Source organism: Hyphomonas chukchiensis (genome assembly GCF_000682695.1).
Classification (GTDB): Bacteria; Pseudomonadota; Alphaproteobacteria; order Caulobacterales; family Hyphomonadaceae; genus Hyphomonas; species Hyphomonas chukchiensis.
Genome location: NZ_AWFG01000013.1, coordinates 1 through 23389 on the forward strand (window position 1 = coordinate 1; position 23389 = coordinate 23389).

The following is a 23389-nucleotide window of genomic DNA, read 5'->3' on the forward strand; positions in this document are numbered from 1 at the left end:
TCGCCTCGAAAAAGCTGATCATGTCGGGGGCCAAGCTTGCGCCCGCCACGCTTGGCGATACATCAGTTTCGATGAAAGACATTGCCGCGGCAGCCACTGCCGCTTGAAGGAGACAATACAGCCCATGGCAAAGATCACTTACGTAGACAATGACGGCACAGAACGCGTCGTCGAGGCCACCAATGGCGAATCCGTGATGGAAGCCGCCGTGAAAAACGGCATTCCCGGCATTGATGCCGATTGCGGCGGCGCCTGCGCCTGCGCCACCTGCCATGTCTATGTCGACAAAGCCTTCATGGACAAAGTCGGCGAGCAGCAGGAAATGGAAAAGTCCATGCTCGACTTCGCTGAAAACGTTCAGGAAAACTCGCGCCTGTCCTGCCAGATCACCGTGTCTGATGCGCTGGATGGCCTGCGCGTCACGACGCCGGAAAGCCAGCACTAGGTCTTGGCTGCCTATACCGAACTGCTCGCAGGCATCCAACGCGATGCCGCGAACACCACCAAAGTGGTGCTGCCCGACGCATGGATGCAGGGCCGCACCACCTATGGCGGCCTGACGGCAGCACTCTGCCTCGAAGCAGCCATGCCGCTGGCCCCCGGCATGCCGATCCGCTCCGCGCAGGTCGCCTTTGTCGGCCCCGTGGGCGGCGAGGTGACGTGCACGCCTACCCTGCTGCGGCAGGGCAAGAACACGGTCTTCGTCTCGGTCCGCATGATGGGCAGCGATGGCGTGGCCGCCGAAGCCATCTTTGCCTTCGGTGCCGCCCGGGAATCAGCGCTCGACTTCGCCAACATGCCGGCACCTGACGTTACCTCGCCCGAGGACACGGCCAGCTATTTCGGCGATAATCCCAACCGCCCCAACTTCACGCGCAATTTCAACATGCGCATGGCGGCGGGCGAGCGCCCCATTTCCGGTGCTGACAAGGGCGACGTCACGATCTGGATGCGCCATGTCGATCCGGCCGTCGTTCCGGATGCCATCGCCGTGCTCGCCATCGCCGATGCGCCGCCGCCTGCCGCCATGTCCATGTTCAAGGCGCCCGCCCGGATCAGCTCCATGACCTGGATGGCTGAATTCCTGACTGACGAGATCACCACGCGCGACGGCTGGTTCCTCGCGCGTCACGTGGCCGAGACGGCCCGCCACGGCTATTCCAGCCAGGCCATGACCCTCTGGAACGCAAACGGCCAACCTGTGATGGTTGGCCGTCAGACAATTGCAATTTTTGGCTAGGGCCAGACTGGTCCCTTAGTGGACCAGCGCGGCTTTCAGGCTTTCGAGATAGTCGAAGTGCGCCTGCAGGGCGCCCTTGGCGGTATCATCCTTGTCCAGCGCCTGGATCTTCAGAAGCGTCGCTTCCATCTCGGCCTGAACCTCTTCGACTTTCACGCCGTCAAGATTGCGGGCCTCTTCCGCGAGGATGGTCAGACCGTCCGGCGTCACGTCGGCAAAGCCGCCGCGCACGAAGATGCGCATCTTCACGCTGTCGCCTTCGAGCACGCGCACGACACCATTCTTCAGCGTCGTCATGAACGGCGCATGGTTCACCAGCACGCCGAACTCACCCTCGGTTCCAGGCGCGATCACCTGATCGACCTCACCGGAGAAGAGTTCCTTGGCAGGTGAAACAAGCGCAAAGTGAAGTTTGTCGGCCATAAGGCTGATCCTGTATCCTAGGCTGCGTCAGCCGTCATTTTGGCGGCTTTGGCTTTGGCTTCGTCGATGTTGCCGACCATGTAGAAGGCCTGCTCTGGCAGGTGGTCGAACTCGCCGGCGATCAGGCCCTGGAAGCCCTTGATCGTGTCTTCCAGCTTCACCTGAACGCCTGGCGAACCGGTGAAGATTTCAGCCACGTCGAACGGCTGCGACAGGAAGCGTTCCACTTTCCGGGCGCGAGCCACGGCCAGTTTGTCGTCTTCCGACAGTTCGTCCATGCCGAGGATGGCGATGATGTCCTGCAGTTCCTTGTAGCGCTGCAGGATTTCCTGCACGCCGCGGGCGATCTCGTAGTGCGCTTCGCCAACGATGCGCGGGTCAAGGATACGGCTCGTGGAGTCGAGCGGGTCCACAGCGGGATAGATGCCCTTTTCAGCGATGGCGCGGTTAAGCACCGTGGTCGCGTCAAGGTGGGCAAACGATGTGGCTGGCGCAGGGTCGGTCAAGTCATCTGCAGGCACGTACACGGCCTGAACCGAAGTGATCGAACCCTTGTTGGTCGAGGTGATGCGTTCCTGCAGCTGGCCCATGTCGGTGGCCAGTGTCGGCTGGTAGCCCACAGCCGAAGGAATACGGCCAAGAAGCGCGGACACTTCGGCGCCGGCTTGCGTGAAGCGGAAGATGTTGTCGACGAAGAACAGAACGTCCTTGCCTTCTTCATCACGGAAGTACTCAGCCTGTGCGAGACCGGTCAGGGCGACGCGTGCACGCGCACCTGGAGGCTCGTTCATCTGGCCGTAGACCAGCGCGATGCGGCTTTCGCCTTCCAGGTTGATAACCTTGGATTCGATCATCTCGTGGTAAAGGTCGTTACCTTCACGTGTCCGCTCGCCAACGCCGGCAAACACCGAGTATCCGCCGAACAGTTTCGCGATGTTGTTGATCAGTTCCATGATCAGAACTGTCTTGCCCACGCCGGCACCGCCGAAGAGGCCGATCTTGCCGCCCTTCACGTATGGGCAGAGCAGGTCGATAACCTTGATACCGGTCACGAGCACTTCGGACTCGGTCGACTGGTCGGTGAACGGAGGGGCATCCGCGTGGATCGAGCGGCGCATGTCCGTGTCGATTGGGCCGCGCTCGTCGATCGGCTCGCCGATGACGTTCATGATGCGGCCGAGCGTGGCCGGGCCAACCGGCACGTTGATCGAGCGGCCAAGGTCAGCCACCGGATTGCCGCGAACGAGGCCTTCCGTGGAGTCCATGGCGATCGTGCGCACAGTGTTCTCGCCGAGGTGCTGGGCAACCTCGAGAACAAGGCGGTTGCCATTGTTGTCGGTTTCAAGCGCGTTCAGAATGCTCGGAAGCTCGCCGTCGAACTCGACGTCGACCACGGCGCCGATGACCTGTGATACGCGGCCTTTTGCGTTTGCGGGAGTGCTCATGCGGGTCGTCTCCTTTGGAGCGTGTATAGGGATGTGGTCTTGGCCATGACTAGAGTGCCTCGGCCCCGGAGATGATCTCGATCAGCTCCTTGGTGATCTGCGCCTGACGGGCGCGGTTATATTGCAGCGACAGGGAGTCGATCATGTCGCCGGCATTGCGCGTGGCATTGTCCATGGCTGTCATGCGGCTCGCCTGCTCACCCGCCGCGCTTTCCAGCATGGCCGACAGGATCTGCGTATTGATGTAGCGCGGCAGCAGCGTTTCGAGGATTTCGGTCTCGGAAGGCTCGTACTGGTAGATCGCGCCTTTCAGGTCCACTTTCGGCGCATCAGCCGGTGCGGATGCCGGAATGATCTGCTGCGCGGTCGGCACCTGGCTCAGCACGTTCCGGAACTGCGAATAGATCAGCGTCGCAACGTCGAACTCGCCATCCTCGAACCGTGTGGTCAGGGAATGGCCGAGGGCGAGGGCAGACTCGGTATAGTTGCCACCCTTCACGTCTGCGAGATCAACGTGGGCCACGAACATGTCACCATATTCACGCGACAGCTGTTCACGGCCCTTCTTGCCAACGGTCAGGATCTTGACCGTCTTGCCCTCTGCCCGCAGCTCGCCGATCTTCTGCTTGGCCAGCTTCACCACATAGGTGTTGAAGCCGCCTGCGAGGCCGCGCTCTGCCGTCATCACGACGATCAGGTGCGTCTTGTCCTCACCGGTACCGGCCAGCAGTTTCGGGCCACCGGCGCCGGCCGAAGCCGACAGGTTTGCCAGAACGGAGGCCATGCGCGAGGCATAGGGCCGCGAGGCCGTCGCGGCGTCTTGCGCGCGCTTCAGCTTCGCTGCGGCCACCATTTGCATGGCCTTCGTGATCTTCCGCGTGGATTTCACGCTGGTGATCCGGTTCTTGAGGTCCTTCAAGCTGGGCATGTCAGGCCTTCTGGTTGTTCAAACTATGCGTCAGGACGGGCGGGATCAGGCGAACTTCGACGTGAAGGATTCGAGCGCTGCTTTGAGCTCGGCTTCTGTCTTGTCCGACACGGCTTTTTCGTCGCGGATCGTGGCGAGAAGCTCTTTCTTGGAACCACGCAGGTGGGCCAGAAGCTCTTTCTCGTAACGGGTCACGTCAGCAACCGGCACTTTATCCACATAACCGCGCGTACCGGCGTAGATCACGCAGACCTGCTCTTCCATCAGCAGCGGCGAGTATTGCGGCTGTTTCAGGAGTTCGGTCAGGCGGGCACCACGGTTCAGCAGGCGCTGGGTGGCGGCATCAAGGTCGGAGCCGAATTTCGCAAAGGCGGCCATCTCGCGATACTGGGCGAGTTCACCCTTCATCGAGCCGGCAACCTTCTTCATCGCTTTCGTCTGGGCAGCAGAGCCCACACGCGACACCGAGAGACCGACGTTCACGGCAGGGCGGATACCCTGGTAGAACAGGTCGGTTTCAAGGAAGATCTGGCCGTCGGTGATCGAGATCACGTTCGTCGGAATGTAGGCCGACACGTCGTTTGCCTGCGTTTCAATGATCGGCAGGGCGGTCATCGAACCGGCACCAGCGGCATCACCCATTTTCGCAGCGCGCTCGAGGAGACGCGAGTGAAGGTAGAACACGTCGCCCGGATAGGCTTCACGACCTGGTGGACGGCGAAGCAGAAGCGACATCTGGCGATACGCAACAGCCTGCTTGGAAAGGTCATCATAGATGATGAGGGCGTGCATGCCGTTGTCGCGGAACCATTCGCCCATCGTGCAGCCGGTGAACGGTGCAAGGTACTGGAGGGGAGCGGGCTCGGACGCCGTAGCGGACACAACGATCGTGTAGTCCAGGGCGCCGCGCTCTTCGAGCGTCTTCACAACCTGGGCAACCGTCGAACGCTTCTGGCCGATGGCAACATAGATACAGAACAGCTTGTCCTTGTCGGACTTGGCAGCGTCGTTCGTCGCTTTCTGGTTCAGGATCGTGTCGATGCAGACAGCGGTCTTGCCGGTCTGACGGTCACCGATGACCAGCTCGCGCTGGCCGCGGCCGACCGGGATCATGGCGTCGATCGCCTTGATGCCTGTCATCATTGGCTCGTGAACGCCTTTACGCGGGATAATGCCCGGTGCCTTCACGTCAACGCGGTTACGCGAAGCGATGTCTGTCAGCGGGCCCTTGCCGTCGATTGGCTCGCCCAGCGGATCAACAACGCGGCCGAGAAGGCCTTTGCCGACGGGTGCGGAAACGATCTCGCCCGAACGCTTGACGGTGTCGCCTTCCTTGATCGAGCTGTCGCTACCGAAGATCACGACGCCGACATTGTCGCTTTCAAGGTTCAGGGCCATGCCCTTGATGCCGCCATCGAACTCGACGAGTTCGCCAGCCTGCACGCTGTCGAGACCATAGATACGGGCAATACCGTCACCTACTGAAAGCACCTGGCCAACATCGGAGACTTCAGCGTCGACGCCAAAGTTTTCGATCTGGGACTTCAGGATGCCCGAAATTTCTGCTGCGCTGATATCCATCGAGCTGACTATGCTCCCTTCATGGCGGTGTTCATGCGTTCAAGTTTGGCGGCAATGCTCGCATCGACCAGTTTCGATCCGATGCGCAGCTGGATGCCGCCGATGAGCGAGGGATCAACCTCGCTTGTCAGTTCCACCTCGCCGCCAACGGCTTTTGCGAGGATCGATTCGATGCGGGCGCGTTCGGCGCCTGTCATGTCTTTTGCAGTGCGAACAACAGCGCGCTGAACGCCGCGTTGCTTCGCATAAAGCTCATCAAAGGCGCTCTGGGCCGGCACAATGTCTGCCGTGCGGCCATTCGTGGCCATCACGCCGACGAAGTTCGCCAGCAGCGTGCCAAGGCCCGATTTCTTCATCACTTCGGCCAGCGACTTCACCTTCTCGTCGCGCGAAAACGCGGGCGAATCGAGCAGGATGGTCAGGTCTTTCGAGCCCTTCGCCATTTCGACGAAAGCTTTGTAATCATTATGAACATCGGCCAATTGGCCCGTGTCCTGCGCCAGTTCAAACAGTGCCCGCGCATAGCGCCGGGCAGCTTCACTCGCATGTGTACGTGTCGATGCCGCCAAGGGTCCAGGATCCGTTGCTTGTCGGGGCGGGTAAGGCCCGGAATTATGTTAAAGAGACAGCGTGCCCGACACGCGCGCCCCATTGATCTGTGCGCCGCTTAGCACCAGAAAATCACCCTGACAACATAGCCGCCGCGCCAATTTCTGCGGCGAAATGGCAAGGCGGATAGCTTGGGACCGGCCCTTCCGGAATCAGGCAGGATCAATATCGACCCAAAGCCGCGCAGTTGGTGGCAATTTGAGGTGTCGGGGCGGTGTTTATTTGGTCGTCTCTACTGACGTGAAGCCCAGCCGCGCCAACCGCTCAACCATCTCACGCTCGGCGGTGTCACTGTAGGGTATGATGTAGGGTCTAGTGCATCCCGAATTGTATATCCGGTGGTCCACACCGAATGGGCGAAAATAGAGCTGATTGTCATGCACATATTCGTCAAAAAAAGGCGGAAAGATTTTGGCAGCGATGATCACGTCATCCGGGATAGATTCCCTTGGAGTCGCCCAGGCCGTCGAATTATCGATGTCAAAACACCATTCGCTGCGTGCTTCCCCCAAGTATGTTTCCACGGTTTTGACACAAACGATCCCATCACTCAGAACGTAATGTTGTGGGGTCAGGAATAAATTTTTGGCGAGTTCTCTTGGATTCGCGTATGCCGTCACGTGCCCCCTAATAACCACATCAGCTTGAAGTTTTTCTGGATCAAACGGCTTATTGAACCGGCAAGCATGGCTTTGTTCGGAATAAGCAAGCGCAACCAAAGCAATCGAGGCGACCTTAAGCCAATTGATCATAAGCAATCTCCGGTCTCCCTACCCCAGATTATGACTTGATAACCTTACGATTGCGTTGGCAACACACGCACGCGGCCTACATGAACGAGTATGGGTCGATATCCACCGAAATCCTGACAGGGCGGGGCGGTTTCAGCCGCGCCAGCCAGGCCGCCATATAGGCCGAAAGATCAACGTTCCGGGGCGATTTCACAAGGAATCGCCGCCTGTGCCGCCCGCGCAGCACGGTGATTGGCGCCGGGGCCGGCCCGAACAGTTCGATTCCCGCCCCGTTTGGCGCCGCCAGCGATATCTCGCGGCAGGCCTCCTCCACCATTTCCGCACTTGGCGCCGACACGATCATCGCCGCCAGCCGCCCGAATGGCGGCAGGCCCAGTTCCGCCCGCACATCCCGCTCGATCTGCAGAAAGCCGTCCCGGTCGCCGTCCGCCAGCGCCAGCATGGCCGGATTGTCCGGCGCATAGGTCTGCACCAGCGCCCGCCCCGGCCGCTCGGCGCGCCCGGCCCGGCCCGCCACCTGGCTCAGCAACTGGTAGGTCCGCTCCCCGGCCCGCAGGTCGCCGCCCTTCATGCCCGAATCGGCATCCACCACGCCCACCAGCGTCAGGTTCGGGAAATTGTGCCCCTTGGCCACGATCTGGGTGCCGATCAGCACATCAATGTCGCCCGTCTCCATCCGCTCGATAATGCCGCGCGTCGCGTCGCCGCCCATGGCCGTGTCCGACGAGAATATCTCGATCCGCGCCTCCGGCATCAGCACGCGCACCTCTTCGGCCACCCGCTCCACGCCCGGCCCCACGCCCATCAGCGAATCCTTCGCCCCGCAGGCCGGGCAGACGCTCGGCTTGGGAATCGAATAGCCCGTCACATGGCAGACCAGCCGCCCGCTATACCTATGCTCGGTCAGCCAGTTCTCGGTGCCCGGCGTCTTCAGCCGCTCGCCGCACGCCTTGCAGATCACCAGTGGCGCATAGCCCCTGCGGTTCAGGAACAGCAGCGACTGCTCGCCCGCCGCCAGCGTCTCCTTCAGCGCCTGGATCAGCCAGGGCGACAGCCAGTGATTCTTCTCCGGCGGCGCCCTGCGCAGGTCCACCAGCTCCACATCCGGCAGCCGCGACGCTCCCGGCCGCGCCGCCAGCATCAGCCGCGTGTACCGCCCGGCCTCGGCATTCACCATTGTCTCCAGCGCAGGCGTCGCCGAGGCCAGCACGACGGCCGCGCCCTCCAGCTTCGCCCGCATCACCGCCATGTCGCGCGCATGATAGGTCACGCCGTCTTCCTGCTTGTAGCTGCCGTCATGCTCTTCATCGACGATGACCAGCTTCAGGTTCGCATAGGGCAGGAACAGCGCCGAGCGCGCGCCGATCACGATCCTTGCCCGGCCATGCGCCGCCTCGCGCCATGTCCGCCGGCGCTCCTTGTCCGAAAGCCCCGAATGCCACGGCGCGGGCGCTGCCCCGAACCGCGCCTCGAACCGCGAGAGAATCGCCTGCGTCAGCGCAATCTCGGGCAGCAGCACCAGTATCTGCGCGTCAGGGTCCACGCGCAGCGCTTCCGCGATCGCCTCGAAATACACTTCCGTCTTGCCGGAGCCCGTCACGCCATCGAGCAGGAAGGCCGCAAAGCCCCCCGTCCGCATGGATGCCTTCATCACCGCGGCGGCCTCGGCCTGCTCACCCGTCAGCTGTGCGCCCGGCAGGTCCGGTTGCGGCAAGGCAAAGGGCAGGTCCGCCGCCATCTCCTCGGCCCGCAGCGCGCCCGCCTTCTCCAGCCCCTTCACCACGCCGCTCGACACGCCCGCCGCCGCCGCCAGCGTCGCCGCGTTCACCGCGCCCACCTCCTCCGCCGCGTCCAGCACCCGCCGCCGCGCGCCGGTCAGCTTAGGTGGCACATCGCCCGTCAGGTGGAACACGGTCTCCGTCGGCGAAGGCGACAGCCCGCCCCGCGCCCTGAGTGTCATGCCCAGAACATGGCCCGGATGCGACACCGTATATTTCGCGCCCCAGCTGATGAATTCGCGCATCGCGTCCCGCATCGGCGGCACGTCATAGACAGAAAGCACAGGCTTCAGCGTGCGCCCCGCCACCGCCTCGTTGCCCAGCAATTCCCACACAACGCCCAGCCGCTCGGTCTGCCCCAGCGGCGCGGTCACATAGGAACCGACGCGCACATCCATCCCTTCCGGCACCGCGTAATCGAACGGTTCCGGCAGGGGCAGGACAAAGAGAATCCGCGCGACAGCCATGACCTTGGCTTAGCGCCGTTAAGCCAAGGCGTCATCCCGCCGAGGCAGGGCCCTTGCTACTCCGCCTTCTGCAATGACAGGACAATCCGCCGATAGCCGCTCGCATCATCCTGTATCTGGATCGAACTTACCCCCGCCCAGCCGCCGCCGGACACTTCCAGCACACGCGTCGCGCCCACTTCCCTGCCCGCCAAAGCATCCGTGACCGAGATGCCCTGGTCCTCGCCCCACCGGATCATGTCCGCGAACAGCTTGTCGCCGTCTGCCAGGGTCCGCGCCTGCAGCTGGTAAGCCGCCGGCGTCACGTTGGGCTTGGTCACGCTATAGATGTGCGCATCACCCGGCAGCGGGAAGCCCTTCGGCAGCCAGTCGGGCTTCGGCAGGTTCACCGCTCCGAGCAGACGGTCCGCCTCTCCCCCGGCAACCTTCTTTCCCTGCGCTGCCTCGGCCGTGCCATCGGTCTCCGGCGACGCACTTCCCGAACAGGCCGCGCAAAGGGCCATCGCCCCCACCAAACCTGCCAGAACAAGTCTTGAGCCACTAAATGCCATATCAGATCCCCTTCCGGTCTGCGGGCAAACACCCCGTTTGCAAGGAGAAACGCAAAGACGTGCCCAAGTCCGCCAGCATCACCTCTCGGCGCCATAGCCTGATTTCACTTGTGAGCCGCCGCGCGCAGCCCAATATACAGGGTCAGGTTCGCAGACATTCCGGAAAGAGACACAGAATGGAAAAGATCGTCTATCACGTCGTCAAACACGGTGACGGCTGGGCCTACAAGCTCGGCGACACCATCTCCGAAGAGTTCCGCACCCATGACGCGGCCCGCGCCGCCGCCCTCTCGGCTGCCCGCCGTCAGAACCTGCCCGGCAAGGACGCCCATATCACCTGGGAAGACGAAGCCGGCAAATGGCATACCGAATACGCCCATGGTGATGACCGCCCGCAGACGGACGTCGAAGGCTAGCCACTCGTCCGCCGCCCCCGGCCCGGCACTTTATATGTGTCCATTATGATCCGCTCGAACAGGGCAGCTGGCAGCATGCGCTTTAACGCCAGCCCTAGCCGCTCCATGCGGTTCGCCTGAACATAGCGCGCCTTCGGCTTCTTCAGCCCCGCGATCTTCACCACTAGCCGCGCGACATCGCTCGCCGGCGCACCCGCCAGCTCGCTCGTCTCCATGATCGCCACCGCGCGCTGCGCCTGCGGCTGGTAGGCGCTCTCCGGCCCGCTGTCAGAGAGGGGACGCGCCGCCCCGAACGCGGTCTTGTGATCGCCCGGCTCCACCACCGTTACATCCACGCCGAATGCCGCCACTTCCATGCGCAGCGCAGCCGCATAGGATGCAACCGCCGCCTTTGACGCGCTGTAGAAGGCTTGGAACGGCACCGGGATCTGCGCTGCCACCGAACCGATCACGATCAGCCGCCCACTGCCCTGCGCCCGCAGCGCCGGCAGCAGCGCCCCCACCATGCGGTGCACGCCAAAGAAATTCGTATTGAACTGCGCCATCGCCGCCTCGACCGGCGTGTCCTCGATGGCGCCCGATATGCCGTACCCGGCATTCAGCACCACCACGTCCGGCACGATCCCCGCGCCGTCCAACCGCGACGCCAGCGCAGCTACAGACGCCTCGTCCCGCACATCCAGCTGCGCCATGGTCAGCCCCGTCGCCGCAATAGCACCGTTCCGCGGCGCCAACCGGCTCGTGCCGATCACACGCTCTCCCTGCGCCAAGAACGCTTCGGCAATCGCTGCCCCAAACCCCGTCGACGCCCCCACAACCAGAACCACCATGACCACACTCCCACCAACCCGGCCTCAACGTTGATCCCGCCCCAGCGAACCGTCAACCGCCCCGTCCCGGCGACGATTGCCCTCTGAAGTAATTGGAGGGCATAGCCAGCCACACGCTCCCTCTCTCCCTCTGCGCTTGTGAGGACCAGCAATCGCCCCGCGATTGCCCGAGCAAGGGCCGGAGAAGCCGGAGAAGAAGGGCGTTTCCGGATAAGTGCGCACACCGCCAAGAACGGCCCCACAGCACCCTGCCCTAGCGATATGCCTTGCCAGCCTTTCGCCCGCCCCCTACCCCTTTTGCCATGGCAAAAGACATTTCCACCGGCTACGAGCCGCTTACTTCGATCGAGGCGGTCACATCCGGGCTCGCAACCGTCGGCTATATTTCGACCCGCGAAATTTCGACCTCTGTTTTCCTTGCCCATGGCCTGCGCAAGCCGATCCTGATCGAAGGCCCGGCGGGCGTGGGCAAAACCGATCTTGCCCAGTCGCTCGCCAAATGGCTCGACCTGCCGGTCCTGCGCCTGCAATGCTATGAGGGCCTCGACGAGGGCAAGGCGCTGTATGAATGGAAATACGGCAAGCAGCTGCTCTACACGCAGATCCTGAAAGAGAAGCTCAACGAGCTGATCGGCTCGGCCGACAATCTCTCCCAGTCGCTGGGCAAGCTGTCCTCGTTTGAAGACCTGTTCTTTTCCGAGCAATTCCTCGAATCGCGTCCCCTACTCACCGCCATGCAGCAGCCGGCTGGCTCAGTCCTGCTGATCGACGAGATCGACAAGTCGGACGAGGAATTCGAGGCCTTCCTGCTGGAAGTCCTGTCGGACTACCAGGTCACGGTTCCCGAGATCGGCACGATCCGCGCCAATGTCCCGCCCATCGTGATCCTCACCTCGAACAATGTCCGCGAGCTGGGCGACGCCCTGAAACGCCGCTGCCTGCACCTCCATATCGGCTTCCCCGATGCCGCCCGCGAACGGATGATCGTCCAGGCCCGCGTGCCGGATGTCACCGAGAGCCTGCTGAAACAGCTGGTCAGCTTCGTTCAGGGCGTGCGCGAAACCGACGTCAAGAAACGCCCGTCCATCTCCGAAACGGTGGACTGGGCCCGCACGCTCCTCCTGATGCACGCCAATGCGCTCGACGAGAACTTTGTGCGCTCCACGCTCAATGTGCTGCTCAAGCATGAGAGCGACATCGCTGCGGTCTCCAAGGAAGTCCCACGGCTCGTCCGCGAGGCCGCCGGGCCGGACAAGGCAGGCCGCACCTCCTCCGGCTATCCTGATCTCGGATAGCGGAGATGGAGCGCACGCTCACCAATTTCATCCGGGCCCTGCGTTCCTCCGAAGTACGCGTGTCCACAGGCGAAGCCCTCGACGCGACCCGCGCGGTTGCCCTGATCGGCTATGGTGACCGCACCCTGCTGAAGGAATCCCTCGGCTGCGTGCTCGCGAAATCCGAACAGGAGAAACAGGTCCACGACCGCCTTTTCGACCTCTACTTCTCCCATTCCGAATCCAAGTCGAAATCGGACTCCAACAACGAGGAGTTCCAACCGGAAGACGGCGAAAGCCAGCCAGCCCCCGAAAACCTCATCGAACTCATGCAGTCCGGCGACGAAGCCGCCATTTCCACAGCCATGGAACGCGCAGCTGAAGCGGCCGGTATCGACGATATCCGCTTCTCCACGCAAGTCGCGTATTACGCCCAGCAGATCGTCAAGCAGATGGGCGGCGAAGGCCTGCAGGAGCGCCTGCTCGAAGCCCTCCAGGGCCGCGAACCGCAGGACGAAGCCGACGCGCAGGAACTGATCGACATTCGCCGCGACCTGACAATGCGCGCCCGCGAACGCGCCGAGCGCGCCTTTGACGTGTTCGGCGCCGGCGAGACCCAGCAGTTCCGTGACGACTTCGCCGCCGAGAAACGCCTCAACGCCCTCGACCGCTATGACATGGAGCGGATGAAGATCCTTATCGCCAAGATCGCCAAACGCCTCGCGGTGAAACATTCCCGCCGCCGCAAGAAGCGTAATCGCGGCCAGCTTGATGTGCGCCGCACGATGCGCGCGAATGCAGGGCTCGACGGCGTGCCCTTCAACGTGATCTGGCGCCAGAAGAAGAAGGACCGGCCGAAGATCGTCGCCATCTGCGACGTGTCGGGCTCAGTCGCCCAATATGTCCGCTTCCTGCTTCTGCTGCTCTACTCGCTGGCAGACGCCGTGCCGGACATTCATGCGTTCGCCTTTTCGCATCGGCTCAAACCCGTCGACGACATCCTCGCCGACAATGAGTTCGAGCAGGCCATGACCAAGATCATCCGCGAGATGGGCATGGGCTCAACCGATTACGGTCAGGCCTGGTCAGACCTGAAGGTGGGTCACGAGAGCATTATCGACCGGCGCACGACCGTGATCGTCCTCGGCGATGGCCGCTCGAACTATGGCGACCCGCGCGCCGATCTCTTCCGCGAGTTTGCCCAGCGCGCCAAAAGCATGATCTGGCTGAATCCCGAAGGCCGCCCCCTCTGGGGAACCGGCGACAGCGCCATTCCGCGTTACCTGCCCTTCTGCTCACAGATGAGTCATGTGGCAACGCTGAAGGACCTGGAACGGGCTGTGGATGAAGTGCTCGCTGCCTACGGCTAGAGCGACGTAAACACGTTGATCTGCACGAAGGCCGCCATGTTGATTGCAACCGTCATCCAGAACAGGTAGCGGAACGTGCCCTTGCGGGTTTTGTGGCGGAAAACTTCCTGCGCCACGATCGCCCCCGGCCAGCCGCCGACGAGGCCGATCAGAAGCAGAATCGTTTCCGATACACGCCAGTTCTTCTGGATCGCTGCATTCTTGTCGATCCAGTAGCCGACCAGGCAGGCAAAACTCGCCTCGCCATAGATGATGTACCAATTGCTCGAGACGTCAGTCACAAGCGAAACGCTGGCAAAAATACCCGCAAAAGCAATAATCACCAGGAAAGGCGGCAAGTGCTCCAGCAGCCGCCAGCGGCTGCGTTTCGGCTTCTCCGGCTCGAGCTGCGGCGCAACTGGCTTGTCGAGCGGCACCACATTGTCAGCCCGCTCCCGGCCGTCCGGCGAAAGGACGGCGTCAAACGCATAGGGTTGACCGATTTCAAGCCGCTTGTCGTTCTTCGGCAGGGCGCGAATGTGCAGGAAGACGTTGGGTCCGCCGTCATCGGGAGCGATGAAGCCAAATCCCCTGTCCGCATGCCACTCAACAAGGCGGCCTTCACGCCGCATCATCGTCTCCATTCTCGCTTTTCACTGCAGCCGCCAGAGCAGCGCTGAGGAACCGGTCGATGTCGCCATCCAGTACACCCTGCGTGTCAGACGTTTCAACTTCGGTGCGCAGATCCTTCACCATCTGATAGGGCTGAAGCACATAGGAGCGGATCTGGTGGCCAAAGCCGATTTCACTCTTTCCGGCATAGCTGGCGTCCGCAACGGCCCGCCGCTTCTGCATTTCCAGTTCGTAGAGCTTCGACCGCAGCATTTGCCAGGCCTGGTCGCGGTTCCGGTGCTGCGACCGGTCGTTCTGGCACTGGACCACGATATTTGTCGGAATGTGCGTGAGTCGAACGGCTGAATCGGTCCGGTTCACGTGCTGGCCGCCCGCGCCGGAGGCCCGATATGTGTCCGTGCGAACGTCTCCCGGATTGATATCGATCTCGATCTTGTCATCGATGACAGGAGAGACGCTGACAGACGCAAAACTCGTGTGCCGCCGCGCCGAACTGTCGAACGGGGAAATGCGCACGAGGCGATGCACGCCCTGCTCCGATTTCAGCCAGCCATAGGCATTCTCGCCTTTCACTTGGATGGTCGCCGACTTGATGCCCGCTTCCTCACCCTCGCGCTCGTCGAGTTCCTCGACCTGCATGCCATGTGCATCGGCCCAGCGCATATACATGCGGCGCAGGATATTCGCCCAGTCCTGGCTTTCCGTGCCGCCTTCGCCTGCGTTGACCTGCACGAAGGCATCGTTCGCATCGACCTCGCCGGAGAGCAGCGCGGCCAGTTCGGCCTTCTCTGCTCGCTCCGCGGCTTTCGAGAGCGTCCGCTCAATATCGGCAATCATCGAGGCATCGCCATCGGCCAGCTCCAGGAGCTCTTCGGCATCGGATGATTCCTGCTGCAGGGCTTCGACCGTGGCAATTCCGTCGGCAAGGCGCTGGCGCTCGCGCATCATCGCCTGGGCCTCCTGAGGATCGTCCCAGAAATCGGGACGCTCGGACAGGGCCGTCAGTTCATCGAGGCGTTTTGTGGCTGTATCCCAGTCAAAGACGCCTCCGTAGCAGGTCTGACGACTGGCGGATCTGGTCGATCAGGGATTTGATTTCTGCGGACATTGAACGGGCCTCTTGGGGCTGAAGTACGTAACTTGATTGGCTGGGCACGGGATAGCCGAGCCCTCGCCTTGCGTCAAAAGACCTGGGTCAGAAAATCCCGTCGAGATTGCCGCCGGATGTGGCCTCGGGCGCCTTGGCCGGCTGGCCGTCCTCCGGCACAGGCTGCTCGCCCGTGCGCGGGTCAAACGTCCCGTAGGTGCCCGTGCCAGCGCCCGGACCGCAATTGCCGGAAATCGACAGGCAGTCATCGGAGCCATTGAAGGCCGCCATGCCTGGCTCGGTGCCGGGCCGGAATGCCTCATCGATGATGACCGATGTATTCGGGCCGGGCAGTTCGCCCGTGCGGGCATCGATTTTCACGAGCCGCACGCCGGGAGGAATCCGGAACGGAATGGCGGGCGTGCCTTCGAGCGCCTTTTCCATGAAGTCGGTAAAGATCGGTGCCGCAACGGAACCACCGGCTTCACCTTCGCCAAGCGAACGGTTGTCATCAAAGCCAACGCGGATGCCGACGACAATATCGGGCGAGAAGCCCATGAAGACGGCATCGCGATAGTCATCCGTCGTACCGGTCTTGCCGGCGAGTGGCTTGCCGACGCGCAGGGCCCGGCGGCCTGTGCCGCGCTCGACAACGCCTTCCAGCATGTGGGTGACCTGATAGGCGATGATCGGATCCAGCACCTGCTCCCCTGTTTCCGGCAGTTCAGGTGGCTCCTGCCCGTTCCATTCCTCGGCCTCGCAGCCCTCGCAAGGGCGCTGGTCGTGGCGGAACAGGGTGCGGCCATGACGGTCCTGCACGCGGTCGAGCAGGGTTGGCGTGATCTTCTTGCCGCCATTGACGAAAGCCGCATAGCCCTTCGCCATATCGATCAGGTAGGCATCACCAGCGCCCAGCGACATGGCCGCATAGGGCGGCAGCTTGTCATAGACGCCAAGGCGTTCCGACAGTTCGGAAACGGCTTCCATGCCAATATCCTGTGCCACGCGCGCAGTGACCTGGTTGAGGGATTTCTCAAGCGCGATGCGCAGCGTGACCATGCCGTAGGACCTGCCTTCGGTATAGTTGGCCGGGCGCCAATAGTCGCCGGTCGACACATCGAACGACACGAAAGGCGCGTCCAGCATGCGCGTCGCAGGCGTGTATCCCTTCTCAAGGGCGGCGGCATAAACGAACGGCTTGAAGCTCGAACCCGGTTGGCGCTTGGACTGGGTGACGCGGTTGTAGCTGCTCTTGAAGAAGGAATAGCCGCCCTGCATGGCCAGGATCCTGCCGGTGTGCGGGTCCAGCGCGACAAGCGAACCGTCGACCGCAGGCACCTGGCGCAGGGTCGCATTGCCAACCGGCAGCAGCATGGGCTGGGCGACCGGCTTGGCAACAGGGTTGCCTTCTTCGTCCAGCTCCTCTTTCAGCTCGGGCGCCGATGCTTCCTTCGCATTGAGCACCTGACGCTTCAGTTCTGCGAGCACGACATCGCCGACCTGAAGACCCGGCTTGCCGTCCTTGGGCTTGTAGGTCCTGGCCCATTCGACTTCCTCGGCGGGCAGCTTGATCTTGGCCCCGTCGATCAGCAGCAATTGGGCGCCCTTGTCATTGATGGAGGTGACAAGGCCAGCTTCCCACGTGCCATAGCCGCCGGGCAGCTCGACCGCGTTCAGCGCTTCCAGCATGCCATCGCCGATGGGCAGATTGGTCACCGGTCCGCGATAGCCATGACGGCGGTCATAGGCGATCAGCCCATTCTGAAGCGCATCCTGCGCGGCGAGCTGCATGCGCGTATCGATTGTCGAGCGGATCGAGAGGCCGCCCTGCTCCAGCGTTTCCTCGCCATAGGTCTTTATCAGGTCGCGGCGCAGTTCCTGTACGAAATAGGTCGCAGCGGCATATTCCGGTCCGCGCAGGCGCTTGGTCGTGGTGAGCGGCATCGCGATGGCCTCATCGGCCTGTTCGCGCGTGATATACTTGTCCTCGACCATGCGGTTGAGCACGTAGTTGCGGCGCGCCAGAAGTTTTTCCGGGTTCGTGTATGGGTTCACCGCCGAAGGGGCCTTGGCGAGCGAAGCCAGCACGGCCGCTTCTGAAAGGTTCAGCTCAGGCAGCGACTTGTTGAAATAGTTCAGCGCCGCAGAGCCAACGCCATAGGAGCGTCCGCCGAGATAAATCTCGTTCAGGTACAGTTCGAGGATCTGACCCTTGGAGAATTCCTTCTCCATGCGTTGGGCGACGATCGCTTCCTTGGCCTTGCGGGTCAGGTTCTGGTCACGCGTGAGTAGCATGTTCTTGGCGACCTGCTGGGTGATGGTCGAGCCACCCTGAAGCCCGCCAGAACCGGTCAGCTTGTTCTTCGCCGAATTAACGGCGCCCCTGGCGATGCCCTGATAGTCGAGCCCGTCATGGGTGAAGAAATTCTTGTCTTCGGCGGCCACGAAGGCATCGATCACATGCTTGGGCATGGACTCGTACGGAACGAAGACCCGATGCTCATCAGCGAATTCCGCGATGAGTGTTCCGTCGCCTGCGTGAACACGCGACGTGATCGGCGGCTCATACTGCTTGAGCTTGGAAATGCTGGGCACATCGCGGCCAAGCGCCAGGAAGTACATCCAGATCGCAATGAATCCAATGATTGCCAGGACAAAGCCGACAATGACGGTCCACTTTGCTACCGGCCAAACCCAGGCCGGAACGCGGGGTTTCTCGTAGGCATCAGCCATGTACTTGTCCTGTTACAAGGGCCAGCCATTCCTGGCGCCGCGCGCTGGAATCGCATCCGTTTCCGGCGATAGTAAGGCGCGTCGGCGGCGCGTTAAAGGGTGCAGTGTCAGATGTCCTGCCTATCGACTTCTCCGTCGGTCAGCGAAACATCCGGCAAGGGCCGCTTCTCGGGCGCCGGCGCTGTCAGGCCGGAGGCCAGCTTGGCCTCAAGCTGCTTGCGTTCAACCGCCGGCGGGCGGTTGTCGAGCGCGTACTGCCAGGCTTCGCGGGCCTCGTCCTTGCGGTCGAGATACCAATAGATATCGCCGAGATGGTTCTCGATTTCCCAGTGACGGTGCGGCTGCAGCTCCTGACGCGATGACTCGATCATCCGGCGGGCGGCCTCAAGGTCGCCCATCTTGAACAGGGCCCAGCCAAAGGAGTCCGAAATGTAGGGATCGTGCTGGGCGAGCGCGCGGGCCCGGGCGAGGACGCGATAGCCTTCCTCATACTTGTCGGTATTCACGATCAGGAAATACCCGAGCGAATTCAGCGTGTAGGGATCATTCGGTCGGGCCAGCCGCTCCGTGCGCAGCAGGATGATCGCCTCATTGACCTTGCCGACCTTGCCCAGCGCATCGGCCATGGCGAGACGGCGATCATGCGTATCGTCCAGATTGCGCGCCTCTTCGGCATTCGTCGCGGCCTTCTCGTAATTGCCGAACTGGCCATAGATCTCGGCGGCGAGGCCATGGGCGGATGCGCGTTCTGCTGGGCTCTCGGCCGTCTTCAGCAACTCATCGAGCAGCTTGTCGGAACGCGCTTCATCATCCAGCAAGGTCGTCAGCTGGAGGGCGCCATAGAGCGTTGGCAGGCGGTCATCATCTGTCGCCAGCGAAAGTGCCTTGTCGATGGCCTCGCGGGCCTCATCCACCTTGCCGCCCATCAGCAGGGCCTGACCGGCCGCCAGTTCAAGCGACGCCGTCGGCTTGGGGCTGACCGAGACCATGTGCGCAGCCGAATCGTAAAGCGCATTATCGTAGAAATCATCGATGATGGCCGAGCGCAGGCCGTCATCTTCCGGATTGATCAGCAGCGCCACCTGATCCATCGCAGAGCGCTGATCGTCAAACCCGTCGGGCCGTCCGCCCATCATGATCTTGCGAATGATCCGCTGTTCCTGCAGCGTGCGCGACACATCGGACAGTGACTGGGCAAAGGCTGCACGGACCGTGAGGGGCTTGTTCTTGAGGTTCTTGCCCGTCTCGAGACTGTCGAGCGCGGCCGCATAGCTGATGGCTTCCTCGGGCTCTGCATCGGCAAGGCGCTGGTAGACGGCCTTGGCCTCTTCGATGCGTCCGAGCCGCTGAAGCAGCAGTGCATGGCGCGAGATCACCGTCTTGATATGCGAGTAAAGCAGGCCGCGCGGGTCGAACTGGTGTTCCGGCGCCTCGATCTTGGAAGGCGTGAGGGACTCGTAGACCGCAAGGGCCTGGTCCGGCCGGCCAACGGCCTCGAGCATGGCCGCCAGCGACAGCTCTCCCGTCAGGCCCGGCATGCCGGCGGAGGCGCTGCGGTGACGCTCAATCGCCGCATCCGGCTGGCCGTCCATCGCCAGAAACCAGGCATCGAGATAGGCATAAAGGTTGGAACCAGCGTCGGCTGCGTCGGCATCATCCTGAATATTCAGGATCGTCCGGGCGCCCGCAGTGTCGCCGGCTGCGGCACGGTCGAGGGCGAGGAAAGCGTTGAAAAAGGGATTGGAGTTCCTGTCCTCGGCGTCGAGGCCCTGCGTCATCACGAGGAAGGCAGCCATGTCGCCAGCCTTCACCGCATCAATGGGGGCCGGATAGGCAGAGATTCCGATCGGCTTGCCATTATCGCCCAGAACAGCGGTCGAGCGCGCTGCGGGGGACAATGCCTCATCGGCATAGGCGTTGGCTGTCGCGCCAGCCATTCCGGCGGACTGTGTGGAAGCGCACCCGCCGAGTGCAAAGGCGAGGACAAGAGCAGAGGCGGCAAGGGCTGGCTTGAGGCGCATGGGCGTCAGGTATCTCCGTTTTCGCGTGTGCGAAGAGTGAAGCAGCCCCTTGCGGCAAGAGCAAGGCGGCAGATGGTAAAAGCGCGGACAGGTTTCCCTGCCCGCGCTCTTGTCACGCCTTTGTGTAGCCGTTGCTACATATTCGGGTAGGCAGGGCCGCCGCCGCCTTCAGGCACGGTCCAGGTAATGTTCTGGTTCGGGTCCTTGATATCGCACGTCTTGCAGTGAATGCAGTTCTGCGCGTTGATCTGGAACTTGAGGTCAGCCCCCTCCCCGATCCACTCGTAGACACCTGCCGGGCAGTAGCGCGCCGAAGGCCCGGCATAGACGTCATGCTCGGACGCTTTCTGCAGTGCCATGTCCTTGACGATCAGGTGGCACGGCTGGTCCTCGCCATGGAATGTGTTGGTGAAGGAGACGTTCGTGAGTTTGTCGAAGCTGAGCACACCATCGGGTTTTGGATAGGCGATTGGCTTGTAATCCTTGGCAGGCTTCAGCGACGCCGCATCCGTCTTGCCGTGTTTCAGCGTTGGCAGGAAACCGAACCCCATCAGCGAGCGCAGCCACATGTCCGGCACACCGATCATGGCGCCGATCATGGTGCCGAAGCGCGACATCAGCGGCTTCATGTTGCGCACCGTCGAGAGATCCTTCTGCACCCAGCTGGAGTGCATCGCATCATCATATTCGGTCATCTCGTCGCCCGAACGGCCAGCCTGCAGGGCAGCAAACACCGACTCGGCGCCGAGCATGCCGGTCTTCATGGCATTGTGCGTTCCCTTGATGCGCGGCAGGTTCACGAAACCGGCACAGCAACCAATCAGCGCGCCGCCCGGGAAGCTGAGCTTCGGAATGGACTGCAGGCCGCCCGAAGTGATCGCACGGGCGCCATAGGCCACGCGCTTGCCGCCTTCGAGATAGCGGCGGATGTCGGGGTGGTGCTTGTAGCGCTGGAATTCCTGGTAAGGCGCCAGATAGGGGTTCTTGTAATTCAGGTGGACAACATAGCCGACCGAGACGAAGGGCTCGCCATTGTCGCGGAAGTGGTAGAGGAAGCCGCCGCCATTGCCGTCCTTGTCCTGGACAGGCCAGCCAAACGAGTGCTGGACGAGACCGTCGACGAAAATCTCTTCCGGCACGGACCACACTTCCTTGAGGCCGATGCCGAATTTCTGCGGGTCGCAATCGGCCTGCAGGTTGAACTGGTTCATGATCTGCTTGGTCAGCGAGCCGCGCGCGCCTTCGGCGAACAGCACATATTTCCCAAGCAGTTCCATGCCGGGCTCATAATCGGCCTTCTTCTGGCCGTCTGCACCGATGCCCATGACACCGGCCACGACACCGCGCACGACGCCTTCGGCGTCATAGACGACTTCAGAAGCGGCAAAGCCCGGATAGATTTCCACGCCCAGCGCTTCGGCCTCACGGCCCAGCCAGCGGCAGACATTCGCGAGCGAGCCAGCATAGCAGCCATGGTTGCTCATCAGCGGCGGGAAAGGCAGCCAGCCGAGCTCGGCCGAGCCATTCTCGCCGAGCAGCTTGTAGCGGTCGATCTTCACCTCTGTCTTCAGCGGACAATCGCTATTGTTGCGCCAGTCAGGCAGCAACTCGTCGAGCGCCTTCGGGTCGAGCACGATGCCCGACAGGATGTGCGCGCCGATCTCGCCGCCTTTTTCCAGAACGACGACCGAAAGGTCCTCGCCTTTCTCATTGGCAAGCTGCTTGAATCGGATCGCTGCCGAGAGCCCGGCCGGGCCGCCGCCGACGATGACCAGATCATATTCCATCGACTCGCGCTGCGGGGCGTCATCAGCCATTGGTAACTCCTCATTTTGGCGTGTAGGATACCGCCGTATATTTCAAACATTAAGCAATTACAGCCTGTTTCAAGAAGGTCCAGAGCGTCGCAATGTCCGCCCCTACGTCAACCGCAGCCCTTCAGGCCCTGACCGAGTGGTGGCAGGACATGGGCGTGGAAGTCGATTCGGCCCGCATTGACGCGCTGATGCGCGAGATAAAGCCACGCCAAAACCCGTCAAACACCCCCGCCAAACCCGACACTCCCCAAGCGAAACCCATGCAGCGCCGCTCTCGCGCACCCAGGAATTGGGTCACGGAAGCCGAAACAGCTGCTGCCGCCGCCGATTCGCTCGACGCGCTGAAGGCGGCCATCGAGGCTTTCGAGGGCTGCCCCCTGAAATCTTCCTGTGAAAACACGGTCGTATTTGACGGCGTGCAGGGCGCAGACCTGATGGTGATTGGCGAAGGCCCGGGAGCCGAAGAGGACCGACGCGGCCTGCCTTTCATCGGCAAGGCCGGGCAGCTGCTCGACAAGATGCTGGCGGCCATCAATCGCTCGCGGGCCGAGAACACGTTCATCACCAATGTCACCTACTGGCGCCCGCCGGGGAACCGGAACCCGGAAGACGAGGAACTCGACGTATGCCGCCCCTTCGTCGAACGGATGATCGTGCTGGGCAAGCCCAAGCTGATCATCGCAGCGGGCGGTGTTCCGGCCAAGGCCTTGCTGGGCAAGAGCGATGGCATCATGCGCCTGCGCGGCACCGAACATGTCTTTCAAACGCAAGACGGGACCAGCATTCCGCTGATCCCGATCCTGCACCCGGCCTATTTGCTCCGCCGCCCCCAGGACAAGTCCCGCGCCTGGCGGGACCTGTTGCTGGTGGAGCAGCGGCTCAAAGAGCTCGCCTGACTATTCCTCCATTTCCTCTTCGACTTTCTTGTCGACGAGGCCGCGTTCTTTCTTCTTACGCGTGTCGAACTTGTCCGCCATTTCACCTGAGGAATCCGCGCCCAGCACCTTGCGGGCGGTCGCAAAGATCTCTTCTTCTTCCTCTTTCATGTGGTGCTCATAGCGTTCGCGCATCGTCTTGAAGCGCGTCAGCCAGCCCGGCGAACTGAAATCCATGTCTTCGATATCCTGAATCATCTCGTCGACTTCATGGTGCTCTGAAACGGAGTGGCGTGCCTTGGGCTGGCCTTTCGAGTCTTCCATCAACGGGGCGTAGAAGGCTTCCTCTTCGGCAGCAGCGTGCGCGCCGATATCATAGTAGAATGTCTTCCAGAGTTTCCGGCGCTCGTCGCTGTCGCCGGACGTCTCGGCGAGGCTCGCGAGCATGTCGCGCTGGCGGTCATGGTCAGATTTGAGACGGTCATAGATGCTGGTCATGTGCGTTTTCCTTGTGCATTGGGGATTGGACATGGAACGCAGCTGACCCAAGAGAGTTCCTGATATCACAAGCGCCTGCTAG

General features: G+C 62.1%; 21 protein-coding genes. 6 read left to right on the plus strand and 15 right to left on the minus strand.

Features of this window, described 5'->3' with window-relative positions:
• The first annotated feature begins 124 nt into the window (after positions 1-124).
• A complete protein-coding gene (locus HY30_RS05125) occupies positions 125-445 on the plus strand; it encodes a 2Fe-2S iron-sulfur cluster-binding protein (protein ID WP_034737855.1) in 321 nt (106 codons plus the stop codon).
• Between the two features lie 3 nt (positions 446-448).
• Positions 449-1240 (plus strand): thioesterase family protein, encoded by a 792-nt coding sequence (locus HY30_RS05130; protein WP_034737857.1) that lies wholly within the window; start codon positions 449-451, stop codon positions 1238-1240.
• Positions 1241-1255: 15 nt separating this feature from the next.
• Here HY30_RS05130 and HY30_RS05135 read toward each other — a convergent pair whose 3' ends face one another.
• From HY30_RS05135 to HY30_RS05170, 8 genes are all read right to left on the minus strand, one after another.
• Positions 1256-1663 (minus strand): ATP synthase F1 subunit epsilon, encoded by a 408-nt coding sequence (locus tag HY30_RS05135; RefSeq protein ID WP_034737859.1) that lies wholly within the window; start codon positions 1661-1663, stop codon positions 1256-1258.
• A gap of 17 nt (positions 1664-1680) precedes the next feature.
• Complete coding sequence (atpD, locus tag HY30_RS05140) at positions 1681-3108, minus strand: F0F1 ATP synthase subunit beta (protein WP_034737861.1); 1428 nt, start codon at positions 3106-3108, stop codon at positions 1681-1683.
• Positions 3109-3157: 49 nt separating this feature from the next.
• Positions 3158-4036, minus strand: coding sequence for a F0F1 ATP synthase subunit gamma (locus HY30_RS05145; protein WP_034737863.1), 879 nt, complete (start codon positions 4034-4036; stop codon positions 3158-3160).
• 45 nt (positions 4037-4081) lie between these two features.
• Positions 4082-5617, minus strand: a complete 1536-nt coding sequence (gene atpA, locus HY30_RS05150; RefSeq protein ID WP_034737865.1) for a F0F1 ATP synthase subunit alpha — start codon at positions 5615-5617, stop codon at positions 4082-4084.
• A gap of 8 nt (positions 5618-5625) precedes the next feature.
• On the minus strand, positions 5626-6186 hold the full coding sequence (gene atpH, locus HY30_RS05155; RefSeq protein ID WP_034737867.1) for an ATP synthase F1 subunit delta: 561 nt from the start codon (positions 6184-6186) through the stop codon (positions 5626-5628).
• Positions 6187-6444: 258 nt separating this feature from the next.
• Complete coding sequence (locus HY30_RS05160; RefSeq protein WP_034737869.1) at positions 6445-6978, minus strand: hypothetical protein; 534 nt, start codon at positions 6976-6978, stop codon at positions 6445-6447.
• Between the two features lie 76 nt (positions 6979-7054).
• A complete protein-coding gene (locus HY30_RS05165; protein ID WP_034737870.1) occupies positions 7055-9223 on the minus strand; it encodes a primosomal protein N' in 2169 nt (722 codons plus the stop codon).
• 56 nt (positions 9224-9279) lie between these two features.
• Positions 9280-9774, minus strand: a complete 495-nt coding sequence (locus tag HY30_RS05170; protein ID WP_155839253.1) for a hypothetical protein — start codon at positions 9772-9774, stop codon at positions 9280-9282.
• Between the two features lie 176 nt (positions 9775-9950).
• Between HY30_RS05170 and HY30_RS05175 the strand changes: the two genes are divergently transcribed.
• Positions 9951-10190: a DUF2188 domain-containing protein gene (locus tag HY30_RS05175; protein WP_034737872.1), complete on the plus strand. Its 240-nt coding sequence runs from the start codon at positions 9951-9953 to the stop codon at positions 10188-10190.
• On the opposite strand, the gene HY30_RS05180 is transcribed toward HY30_RS05175, so the two are convergent.
• A complete protein-coding gene (locus tag HY30_RS05180) occupies positions 10187-11020 on the minus strand; it encodes an SDR family NAD(P)-dependent oxidoreductase (RefSeq protein WP_034737873.1) in 834 nt (277 codons plus the stop codon). The genes HY30_RS05175 and HY30_RS05180 overlap by 4 nt on opposite strands.
• 302 nt (positions 11021-11322) lie before the next feature.
• On the opposite strand from HY30_RS05180, the gene HY30_RS05185 reads away from it, so the two are divergent.
• Together HY30_RS05185 and HY30_RS05190 are read left to right on the plus strand one after the other, a co-directional pair.
• Positions 11323-12315 (plus strand): AAA family ATPase, encoded by a 993-nt coding sequence (locus HY30_RS05185; protein ID WP_034737874.1) that lies wholly within the window; start codon positions 11323-11325, stop codon positions 12313-12315.
• A gap of 5 nt (positions 12316-12320) precedes the next feature.
• The gene (locus HY30_RS05190) at positions 12321-13664 is read left to right on the plus strand and encodes a vWA domain-containing protein (RefSeq protein ID WP_034737875.1); all 1344 of its coding nucleotides are present in this window, start codon (positions 12321-12323) and stop codon (positions 13662-13664) included.
• Here HY30_RS05190 and HY30_RS05195 read toward each other — a convergent pair.
• From HY30_RS05195 to HY30_RS05215, 5 genes are all read right to left on the minus strand, one after another.
• Positions 13661-14287, minus strand: a complete 627-nt coding sequence (locus tag HY30_RS05195) for a DUF1294 domain-containing protein (RefSeq protein WP_051614870.1) — start codon at positions 14285-14287, stop codon at positions 13661-13663. The genes HY30_RS05190 and HY30_RS05195 overlap by 4 nt on opposite strands.
• Positions 14265-15384 (minus strand): peptide chain release factor 2 gene (gene prfB / locus HY30_RS05200; protein ID WP_155839254.1). Its coding sequence is split into 2 segments (ribosomal slippage): positions 14265-15314 and positions 15316-15384, totalling 1119 coding nucleotides; the frame shifts between segments, so codons are not numbered across the junction. Before prfB ends, HY30_RS05195 begins: the two co-directional genes overlap by 23 nt.
• Before the next feature lie 87 nt (positions 15385-15471).
• Positions 15472-18096 (minus strand): penicillin-binding protein 1A, encoded by a 2625-nt coding sequence (locus HY30_RS05205; RefSeq protein WP_081812062.1) that lies wholly within the window; start codon positions 18094-18096, stop codon positions 15472-15474.
• 107 nt (positions 18097-18203) lie between these two features.
• Positions 18204-20117, minus strand: a complete 1914-nt coding sequence (locus HY30_RS05210) for a tetratricopeptide repeat protein (RefSeq protein ID WP_034737876.1) — start codon at positions 20115-20117, stop codon at positions 18204-18206.
• A gap of 134 nt (positions 20118-20251) precedes the next feature.
• A complete protein-coding gene (locus tag HY30_RS05215; RefSeq protein WP_034737878.1) occupies positions 20252-21934 on the minus strand; it encodes an electron transfer flavoprotein-ubiquinone oxidoreductase in 1683 nt (560 codons plus the stop codon).
• Between the two features lie 92 nt (positions 21935-22026).
• On the opposite strand from HY30_RS05215, the gene HY30_RS05220 reads away from it, so the two are divergent.
• Positions 22027-22830 (plus strand): uracil-DNA glycosylase, encoded by an 804-nt coding sequence (locus tag HY30_RS05220; RefSeq protein ID WP_034737880.1) that lies wholly within the window; start codon positions 22027-22029, stop codon positions 22828-22830.
• On the opposite strand, the gene HY30_RS05225 is transcribed toward HY30_RS05220, so the two are convergent.
• Positions 22831-23307: a hemerythrin domain-containing protein gene (locus tag HY30_RS05225; RefSeq protein WP_034737882.1), complete on the minus strand. Its 477-nt coding sequence runs from the start codon at positions 23305-23307 to the stop codon at positions 22831-22833.
• Positions 23308-23389 lie beyond the last annotated feature (82 nt).

What these genes read in the sequence shown, in the direction of transcription:
- HY30_RS05125 (WP_034737855.1), top strand. Translation starts at nt 125, where the DNA reads ATGGCAAAGATCACTTACGTAGACAATGACGGCACAGAACGCGTCGTC.
- HY30_RS05135 (WP_034737859.1), bottom strand. Translation starts at nt 1,663, where the DNA reads ATGGCCGACAAACTTCACTTTGCGCTTGTTTCACCTGCCAAGGAACTC.
- atpD (WP_034737861.1), bottom strand. Translation starts at nt 3,108, where the DNA reads ATGAGCACTCCCGCAAACGCAAAAGGCCGCGTATCACAGGTCATCGGC.
- HY30_RS05145 (WP_034737863.1), bottom strand. Translation starts at nt 4,036, where the DNA reads ATGCCCAGCTTGAAGGACCTCAAGAACCGGATCACCAGCGTGAAATCC.
- atpA (WP_034737865.1), bottom strand. Translation starts at nt 5,617, where the DNA reads ATGGATATCAGCGCAGCAGAAATTTCGGGCATCCTGAAGTCCCAGATC.
- HY30_RS05160 (WP_034737869.1), bottom strand. Translation starts at nt 6,978, where the DNA reads ATGATCAATTGGCTTAAGGTCGCCTCGATTGCTTTGGTTGCGCTTGCT.
- HY30_RS05165 (WP_034737870.1), bottom strand. Translation starts at nt 9,223, where the DNA reads ATGGCTGTCGCGCGGATTCTCTTTGTCCTGCCCCTGCCGGAACCGTTC.
- HY30_RS05170 (WP_155839253.1), bottom strand. Translation starts at nt 9,774, where the DNA reads ATGGCATTTAGTGGCTCAAGACTTGTTCTGGCAGGTTTGGTGGGGGCG.
- HY30_RS05175 (WP_034737872.1), top strand. Translation starts at nt 9,951, where the DNA reads ATGGAAAAGATCGTCTATCACGTCGTCAAACACGGTGACGGCTGGGCC.
- HY30_RS05180 (WP_034737873.1), bottom strand. Translation starts at nt 11,020, where the DNA reads ATGGTGGTTCTGGTTGTGGGGGCGTCGACGGGGTTTGGGGCAGCGATT.
- HY30_RS05185 (WP_034737874.1), top strand. Translation starts at nt 11,323, where the DNA reads ATGGCAAAAGACATTTCCACCGGCTACGAGCCGCTTACTTCGATCGAG.
- HY30_RS05190 (WP_034737875.1), top strand. Translation starts at nt 12,321, where the DNA reads ATGGAGCGCACGCTCACCAATTTCATCCGGGCCCTGCGTTCCTCCGAA.
- HY30_RS05195 (WP_051614870.1), bottom strand. Translation starts at nt 14,287, where the DNA reads ATGGAGACGATGATGCGGCGTGAAGGCCGCCTTGTTGAGTGGCATGCG.
- HY30_RS05205 (WP_081812062.1), bottom strand. Translation starts at nt 18,096, where the DNA reads ATGGCTGATGCCTACGAGAAACCCCGCGTTCCGGCCTGGGTTTGGCCG.
- HY30_RS05210 (WP_034737876.1), bottom strand. Translation starts at nt 20,117, where the DNA reads ATGCGCCTCAAGCCAGCCCTTGCCGCCTCTGCTCTTGTCCTCGCCTTT.
- HY30_RS05215 (WP_034737878.1), bottom strand. Translation starts at nt 21,934, where the DNA reads ATGGCTGATGACGCCCCGCAGCGCGAGTCGATGGAATATGATCTGGTC.
- HY30_RS05220 (WP_034737880.1), top strand. Translation starts at nt 22,027, where the DNA reads ATGTCCGCCCCTACGTCAACCGCAGCCCTTCAGGCCCTGACCGAGTGG.
- HY30_RS05225 (WP_034737882.1), bottom strand. Translation starts at nt 23,307, where the DNA reads ATGACCAGCATCTATGACCGTCTCAAATCTGACCATGACCGCCAGCGC.